This window comes from Cryobacterium sp. Y29 (assembly GCF_002929825.1).
Lineage (GTDB): Bacteria > Actinomycetota > Actinomycetes > Actinomycetales > Microbacteriaceae > Cryobacterium.
Genome location: NZ_PJJN01000036.1, coordinates 387,804 through 394,271, shown reverse-complemented (window position 1 = coordinate 394,271; position 6,468 = coordinate 387,804). Strand labels below are relative to the sequence as shown.

At 64.3% G+C, this 6,468-nt stretch carries 7 protein-coding genes; 1 reads left to right on the top strand and 6 read right to left on the bottom strand.

Annotated elements, in window-relative coordinates; genetic code table 11:
* Positions 1-217: 217 nt before the first annotated feature.
* The 6 genes from CXY74_RS15020 to xseA all read right to left on the bottom strand — a co-directional run bounded on the left by CXY74_RS15020 (position 218) and on the right by xseA (position 5,277).
* Positions 218-673 carry an SRPBCC family protein gene (locus tag CXY74_RS15020; RefSeq protein ID WP_104201139.1) on the bottom strand — a complete coding sequence of 152 codons (456 nt, stop codon included), beginning with the start codon at positions 671-673 and terminating at the stop codon, positions 218-220.
* Between the two features lie 340 nt (positions 674-1,013).
* Positions 1,014-2,438 carry an aspartate ammonia-lyase gene (locus tag CXY74_RS15015; protein ID WP_104197482.1) on the bottom strand — a complete coding sequence of 475 codons (1,425 nt, stop codon included), beginning with the start codon at positions 2,436-2,438 and terminating at the stop codon, positions 1,014-1,016.
* 58 nt (positions 2,439-2,496) lie between these two features.
* Complete coding sequence (locus CXY74_RS15010) at positions 2,497-3,147, bottom strand: carbonic anhydrase (RefSeq protein WP_304481672.1); 651 nt, start codon at positions 3,145-3,147, stop codon at positions 2,497-2,499.
* Positions 3,144-3,797 carry a DUF4245 domain-containing protein gene (locus CXY74_RS15005; protein WP_104201137.1) on the bottom strand — a complete coding sequence of 218 codons (654 nt, stop codon included), beginning with the start codon at positions 3,795-3,797 and terminating at the stop codon, positions 3,144-3,146. Before CXY74_RS15005 ends, CXY74_RS15010 begins: the two co-directional genes overlap by 4 nt.
* Positions 3,794-4,039, bottom strand: a complete 246-nt coding sequence (locus tag CXY74_RS15000) for an exodeoxyribonuclease VII small subunit (RefSeq protein WP_104197485.1) — start codon at positions 4,037-4,039, stop codon at positions 3,794-3,796. Before CXY74_RS15000 ends, CXY74_RS15005 begins: the two co-directional genes overlap by 4 nt.
* A gap of 14 nt (positions 4,040-4,053) precedes the next feature.
* Positions 4,054-5,277 carry an exodeoxyribonuclease VII large subunit gene (gene xseA, locus CXY74_RS14995; protein ID WP_104201136.1) on the bottom strand — a complete coding sequence of 408 codons (1,224 nt, stop codon included), beginning with the start codon at positions 5,275-5,277 and terminating at the stop codon, positions 4,054-4,056.
* 135 nt (positions 5,278-5,412) lie between these two features.
* On the opposite strand from xseA, the gene CXY74_RS14990 reads away from it, so the two are divergent.
* Positions 5,413-6,453 carry a 4-hydroxy-3-methylbut-2-enyl diphosphate reductase gene (locus CXY74_RS14990; protein ID WP_104201135.1) on the top strand — a complete coding sequence of 347 codons (1,041 nt, stop codon included), beginning with the start codon at positions 5,413-5,415 and terminating at the stop codon, positions 6,451-6,453.
* The last annotated feature ends 15 nt before the right edge of the window (positions 6,454-6,468 follow it).

Below are 6,468 nucleotides of genomic sequence, written 5' to 3'. Positions count from 1 at the left end.
ATCACGAGGGAGAACACGTTGTAGATGGTGTCGTACTGGGTCTGGGTTAGGGAGTCAGGTATCAAGATGTCCTCTACTGTCCACGAGCATTCGTTGAAATTACGGGGAACGAACCGAAAAAATGACTAACCAGGTCGCGTGGCATAACTTACTCCGACTACGCCCGTTTCCCGGCTAACGCCGCACGGACAATCCCGAGGTTGGCCTTCCGGCCGCGTCAGGCCTCGACGTTTCCGCGCCACCCGCCTTGGTCGGGTCCCTTCGCCTCGATAAATTTCTTAAAGTTGGCGAGGTCCTTCTTGATGGCGTGATTGTCCACACCAAGAATGGCTCCGGCCTTCTCAAGCAGCCCGCTGGCCTCCCAGTCGAGCTGAACCGTCACGCGAGTCTCGTTCACGGCCAACTTGTGGAACGTGACAACCCCCGCATGGTCGACCTCGCCGCCGGTGCTTTTCCAGGCAACGCGCTCGTCGGGGTGCTGCTCGGTTATCCGAGCCTCAAATGTGCGCTCCACACCGCCGATTTTCACCTTCCACTCGGTGAGCGTGTCGGTCACCTGCGTGATGGATTGCACGAAAGTCAGGAACTTCGGAAATTCCTCGAATTTCGTCCACTGGTTATAAGCGACGCTAACGGGAACATTGACGTCGACGGTCTCGATGGCGTTCGTCACAATAACCTCCTGAAGAGAATGGAATTGAAGAAGTATTTCTGCAAGTTCCGTTCACAGTACTCAAGGCTGGCGCGAGGTCAACCCGGTGAGAGCATGGAAGTGCCGGTACGCGAAAGCTCAGTAGCTCGCACCAGCGGTCGTTGACGATCAAGACAAAGAGGGGCGATGCGGCGACGAGCGACATCCGCGAAACCGCCTCAGGCAGCTCACCTCGAAGGACGCTGCAGCCGCTGAGCACCATTGCTCTGCACCCCGCTAAAAAACCGGGTCTTGGGCGCACGCCCGAAGCCGACACCTCTCATTTGCGAGGTGTCGGCATCGAGTTGCGGGTGCTGCTGTATTACTTCTTTTGCGGCGGACGCGTCATGCTCAGCACGTCGAGCGCGGTGTCGAGCTCGGCGAGCGTCAGGTCGCCGCGTTCGACGTGGCCGAGCGCGATAACAGACTCACGCACGGTGAGGCCCTCAGCGACGGCTTTCTTGGCGACCTTCGCGGCGGCTTCGTAGCCGATGACGCGGTTGAGCGGGGTGACGATCGACGGCGATTTCTCGGCCAGGGCGCGAGCATGCTCAAGGTTGGCGACGAGGCCGTCGACGGTCTTGTCGGCGAGTACGCGGGTTGCGTTGGTCAGCAGACGGATCGATTCGAGCAGGGCGGTGCCCATGACCGGGATACCGACGTTGAGCTCGAACGAGCCCGAGGCACCCGACCAGGCGATGGTGGCGTCGTTGCCGATGACGCGTGAGCAAACCATGAGCACGGCCTCCGGAATGACCGGGTTGACCTTGCCGGGCATGATCGATGAGCCGGGCTGCAGGTCGGGGATGCTGATCTCGCCGAACCCGGTGTTGGGGCCGGATCCCATCCAGCGCAGGTCGTTGCAGATCTTGGTCAGCGAGACGGCGATGGTGCGCAGGGCGCCGGAAGCGTCGACCAGCCCGTCGCGGTTGGCTTGGGCTTCGAAGTGATCACGCGCTTCGGTGATCGGCAGCTCGGTTTCCTGCACGAGCAATTCGATGACGAGCTGCGGAAAGCCGTACGGAGTATTGATGCCGGTGCCGACCGCTGTGCCGCCAAGGGGAACTTCGGCGACGCGGGGGAGTGCCGTGCGGATGCGCTCGATGCCGAGGCGCATCTGGCGGGCGTAGCCGCCGAACTCCTGGCCGAGGGTGACCGGGGTGGCATCCATCAGGTGGGTACGGCCGGCCTTGACGGCCTCTTTCCACAGTTCGGCTTTAGCCTCGAAGGAGACGGCGAGGTGGTCGAGCGAGGGGATGAGTTCGTCGATCAGGGCGCTCGTCACAGCGATGTGCACCGAGGTGGGGAACACATCGTTCGAGGACTGGCTTGCGTTGACGTGGTCGTTCGGGTGCACCGAGCGGCCGAGGGCGCGGGTCGCGAGGGTAGCGAGGACCTCGTTCATGTTCATGTTCGAGGAGGTGCCGCTGCCGGTCTGGTAGACATCGATGGGAAATTCGGTGTCGAACTGCCCGGTGATGACCTCGTCAGCGGCCGAGGCGATCGCGTCGGCGATGTCCGCATCGAGCACGCCGAGCTGGGCATTGGCGAGAGCCGCTGACTTCTTGATCCGGGCGAGAGCGGCGATCTGCGCGGACTCGAGTGTGGAGCCGGAGATTGGAAAGTTCTCGACGGCGCGCTGGGTTTGGGCACCGTAGAGAGCATCCGTTGGAACGCGGACCTCACCCATCGTGTCATGTTCGATCCGGTAGCCGGTTTGTGCGGAGGTGTCCACCACTGTGTGCATTCCCTTTCGGTGCTGTATGAGATTGTGCTGTGCGTAACGGGTACGCGGGTGGTCTGGTCTAAATGACGCCAACCACGATGTTGGGGTCGGCGTGTCCCTCGCGAAGAACGTAGTTCGCACCGACGATAGCCAATGTACCTTCTGCGATGGCCGCGCTGATCACCTCGGACTGCTCGAGCAGCTCGGTGACGGTGTCTTTGAGATGTTCCCGGCCCACGTTGCCGGCATCGATTTGAGTGGGGTCTATGAAAGCGGATATCGGCTGCCCGCTCACGCGACGCACTGCCGGAACGATCTTTTCGATAACGTGCGTGATGTGTGCGGGAAGGGCCGGGGCATCCTCTGCTTGAGAGTCGATGGCGGCGCGCACCGCACCGCACTCGTCGTGGCCGAGCACGAGGATCAGCGGAACGTGCAGCACAGCCACGGCATATTCCAGGGAGCCGAGTACTGACTCTGAGATGATCTGGCCGGCGTTGCGCACAACGAAAAGGTCACCGAGGCCCTGGTCGAAGATGATTTCGGCGGCGAGGCGGGAGTCGCTGCAGCCGAACAGGGCGGCATGCGGGGTCTGCTGGCCAACCAGTTCGGCCCGCCGGTCGACGTCCTGGCGGTGCCGCGGGGAGCCAGCGACGAAGCGCACGTTGCCTTCGCGCATTTCGTTCCAGGCCTCAGCCGGAGATGGGGTAGCCATAGATGCGGGGGTCATGGGGCTCCATTCTTTGCCACATTGGCAGCTAACGCGGTGGCGAGGGTTTCGAAGTCGCCGGTGGGTGCCGTACCGATCAGCAGATAGGTGCTCGTGCCCGCGGTCGTCACAAGCGCATACTCGAAATTGCCCCGATCGGCGGCGGGGGCACTGTTGCGGTAGACGTCCCAGGTGACGCCCGCAATGCTGGCGGTGTCAACGACGGGGGAGTCGGGCAGTTTCTGGGCCAGCCAAGTGGAGTTCGCGTCGAAGGCCTGGTTGAAACCGATGAACTGGTTGTCAGGTGTGAGCAATCCGATGTACCAGGACGGTACCTGGCCGTTGGTGCCGGCCTGCCACTCAGCGTCGTTGGCACTCCAGCCGTCCGGCAGCTCGGGGCTGGCGAGGGGGTGATCAACGACCGGTTGTACCTGGGCGGCGATGCTCGCGTAGTCGACGTCGCGAATGATCGGGTTGTCGTTGCGCGGTACCAGAAGCACGAGTACGAGCACGGCGCCCACGGTCACGAGCAGCGAGAGCACAAGATTGTTCACGGTCTTGCGCGAGCGGTACTTGCGTGAGTTCTCGGCGAGCCGGTCGGCGGTCTCCTGCGGAGTCTCCGGCCGACCGAGCTCGGCGACGATGCGCGGCGGTTTGGGAGCGCGGCTCATCTGGTGGGCGCGGCGTCTTCGGTCGTGGGCGCCGTGGCCGCGAGGCGGGCCGCGTCGAGTCTGGCTTTGGCACCGATCAGCCATTCTTCGCAGCGGCGGGCGAGGGCTTCTCCGCGTTCCCACAGCGCCAGCGACTGCTCCAGGGTGCTCGAGCCCTGCTCGAGTTCGTTCACCACGCGAATAAGCTCGTCGCGGGCCTGTTCGTAGCTGAGATCACTGATGGCGGGGGCAGGCGAAGTCATAGCATCCAGTCTAATTATTTCGACGCAGCGCTGGGGACGCCCGCAATGGCGGCGACGGTTCCGTGGGCCAGGGTGAGCAACAGCTCGGTTCCGACCGGGGAATCATCGGCGCGGCGCAGCACGAGACCGCCAGGCAGCTGGGCGATCGCGTAACCACGGTCCAGGGTGCCTTGAGGTGACAGGGCGCGCAGCTGGGAGCGCAGTTCCACCACGGCGGCCTCGGCACGCTCGAGAATGCGCCCGGTCAATTCGGCGCCGCGCGCAACGTAGCGGGTGAGGTCTTCGCTGCGGGAGTCGATGATCCAGCGCGGGTCGACGAGCACCGGCCGACTACGCAACTGTGAGATTCGATCGATTTCCGACGAGAGGATGCCGGTGAGCTGGCTGCTGAGACGCGCCCGGGCCTGCTGCACCCGGTTCAGCTCGTCGCTGACGTCGGGAACGACGCGCTTGGCGGCATCCGTCGGGGTGGACGCTCGCAGGTCGGCCACCTCGTCGAGCAGCGGACGGTCGGCCTCGTGCCCGATCGCGCTGACCAGCGGCGTCACACAAGCGGCCGCGGCGCGCACCAGGCTCTCGTCGCTGAAGGTGAGTAGGTTCTGAAAGTCGCCGCCGCCGCGTGCGACGATGATCACGTCGACCTCGGGATCAGCATCGAGACGCGCGATGGCACTGGTCACCTCGCCAACGGCGCGATCACCCTGCACGGCGGCGTGAGCAACCCGAAAGTTGACGGCCGGCCAGCGCAGCTGGGCGTTGCGAATGACGTCTTTCTCGGCGTCAGAATCTTTTCCGGTCACGAGGCCGATGCAGTGCGGCAGAAACGGCAGGCGCTTTTTGCGGGAGGCATCGAACAGGCCCTCGCTGGCGAGCTGTTTGCGCAGCCGTTCCAGCCGCTCGAGCAGGTCACCGAGCCCGACGTGGCGCATTTCGAAGGCCTGCATGGTGAGCGTGCCGCCCTTGACCCAGAAGTTGGGCTTGACCAGCGCGACGACGCGGTCACCCGCCTTGAAGTCGGCGGTGAGTTTGGCACGCACCGACGACCAGATGGTGAAACTCACGGTGGCGTCTTCGGAGAGGTCCTTGAGCTTGCCGTAGACGTTGCCGCCGCTTGCGCCCCACTGGGTGATCTCACCCTCGACCCAGACCATGCCGAGACGTTCGATGTAACCGCGAATCTTGCCCGAGAGCAGGGCGACCGGCCACGGTGCTTCCACGGTGGCGGGGGCGTCCGTCATGCGGTGGTCCTGGGTGTTGTGGTGGCTGTGGGCACAGTCGGATCCTCCCAGATTTCTTCGGTCGTGCGTGCGTAGACTGAGGCGGTGAACACCAGCGCGCACACTACAAGCAAGCCTCCCGTTATCGGCCTGGGTATGCCGCGCATTCCCAGTGCTCGCAACAGACTCAAGGATACCCCGGTGGTCGGACAGAAGCGCGTGCTGCTCGCTGCCCCGCGCGGGTACTGCGCCGGGGTCGACCGTGCGGTCATCGCGGTCGAGAAGGCGCTCGAGCACTACGGGGCCCCGGTTTACGTGCGCAAGCAGATCGTGCACAACGTCCACGTGGTTTCCGAGCTCGAAAATCTGGGTGCGATCTTCGTCGACGAGGTCGATGAGGTGCCGCACGGCGCGCACATCGTCTTCAGCGCCCACGGCGTCTCCCCGGCCGTCGTCAACGCGGCTGCCGCACGCGGCCTGCAGGCCATCGACGCCACGTGCCCGCTCGTGACCAAGGTGCACCGCGAAGCCGTGCGCTTCGCCCGCGACGATTTTCAGATTCTGCTGATCGGCCACGAAGGCCACGAAGAGGTCGAAGGCACCGCCGGCGAGGCCCCCGAGCACACCACCCTCGTCGGCAGCCCCGACGAAGCCGACACGGTCGTTGTGCGCGACCCGGACCGCGTGGTCTGGCTGTCGCAGACCACGCTGAGTGTCGACGAGACCATGGAAACCGTGCGCCGGTTGCGGGCGCGTTTTCCCAACCTGCAGGATCCGCCGAGCGACGACATCTGCTACGCCACCCAGAACCGTCAGGTCGCCATCAAGAAGGTCGCCCGCGACTCCGACCTGGTGATCGTGGTCGGTTCCGCCAACTCGTCCAACTCGGTGCGCCTGGTCGAAGTGGCCCTGGAATATGGTGCCAAGGCCGCGTACCGCGTCGACTTCGCCAGCGAGGTCAAACAGGAGTGGCTCGACAATGCGGTGACCGTGGGGGTGACGAGTGGGGCATCCGTTCCCGAAGAACTCGTCGACGAACTGCTTGAAGCGCTCGCCGATGCCGGTTACAGCGACGTCGAGCAGGTCAAGACCGCCCAGGAAGACCTCATCTTCTCGCTGCCCAAGGAACTGCGCCAAGACCTCTCCGGCGAAACGGATACCCGTGCCTTCGGCGGTCGCGCCGCCCCGGCCGAGTAGCGACCGAGGCGCGCG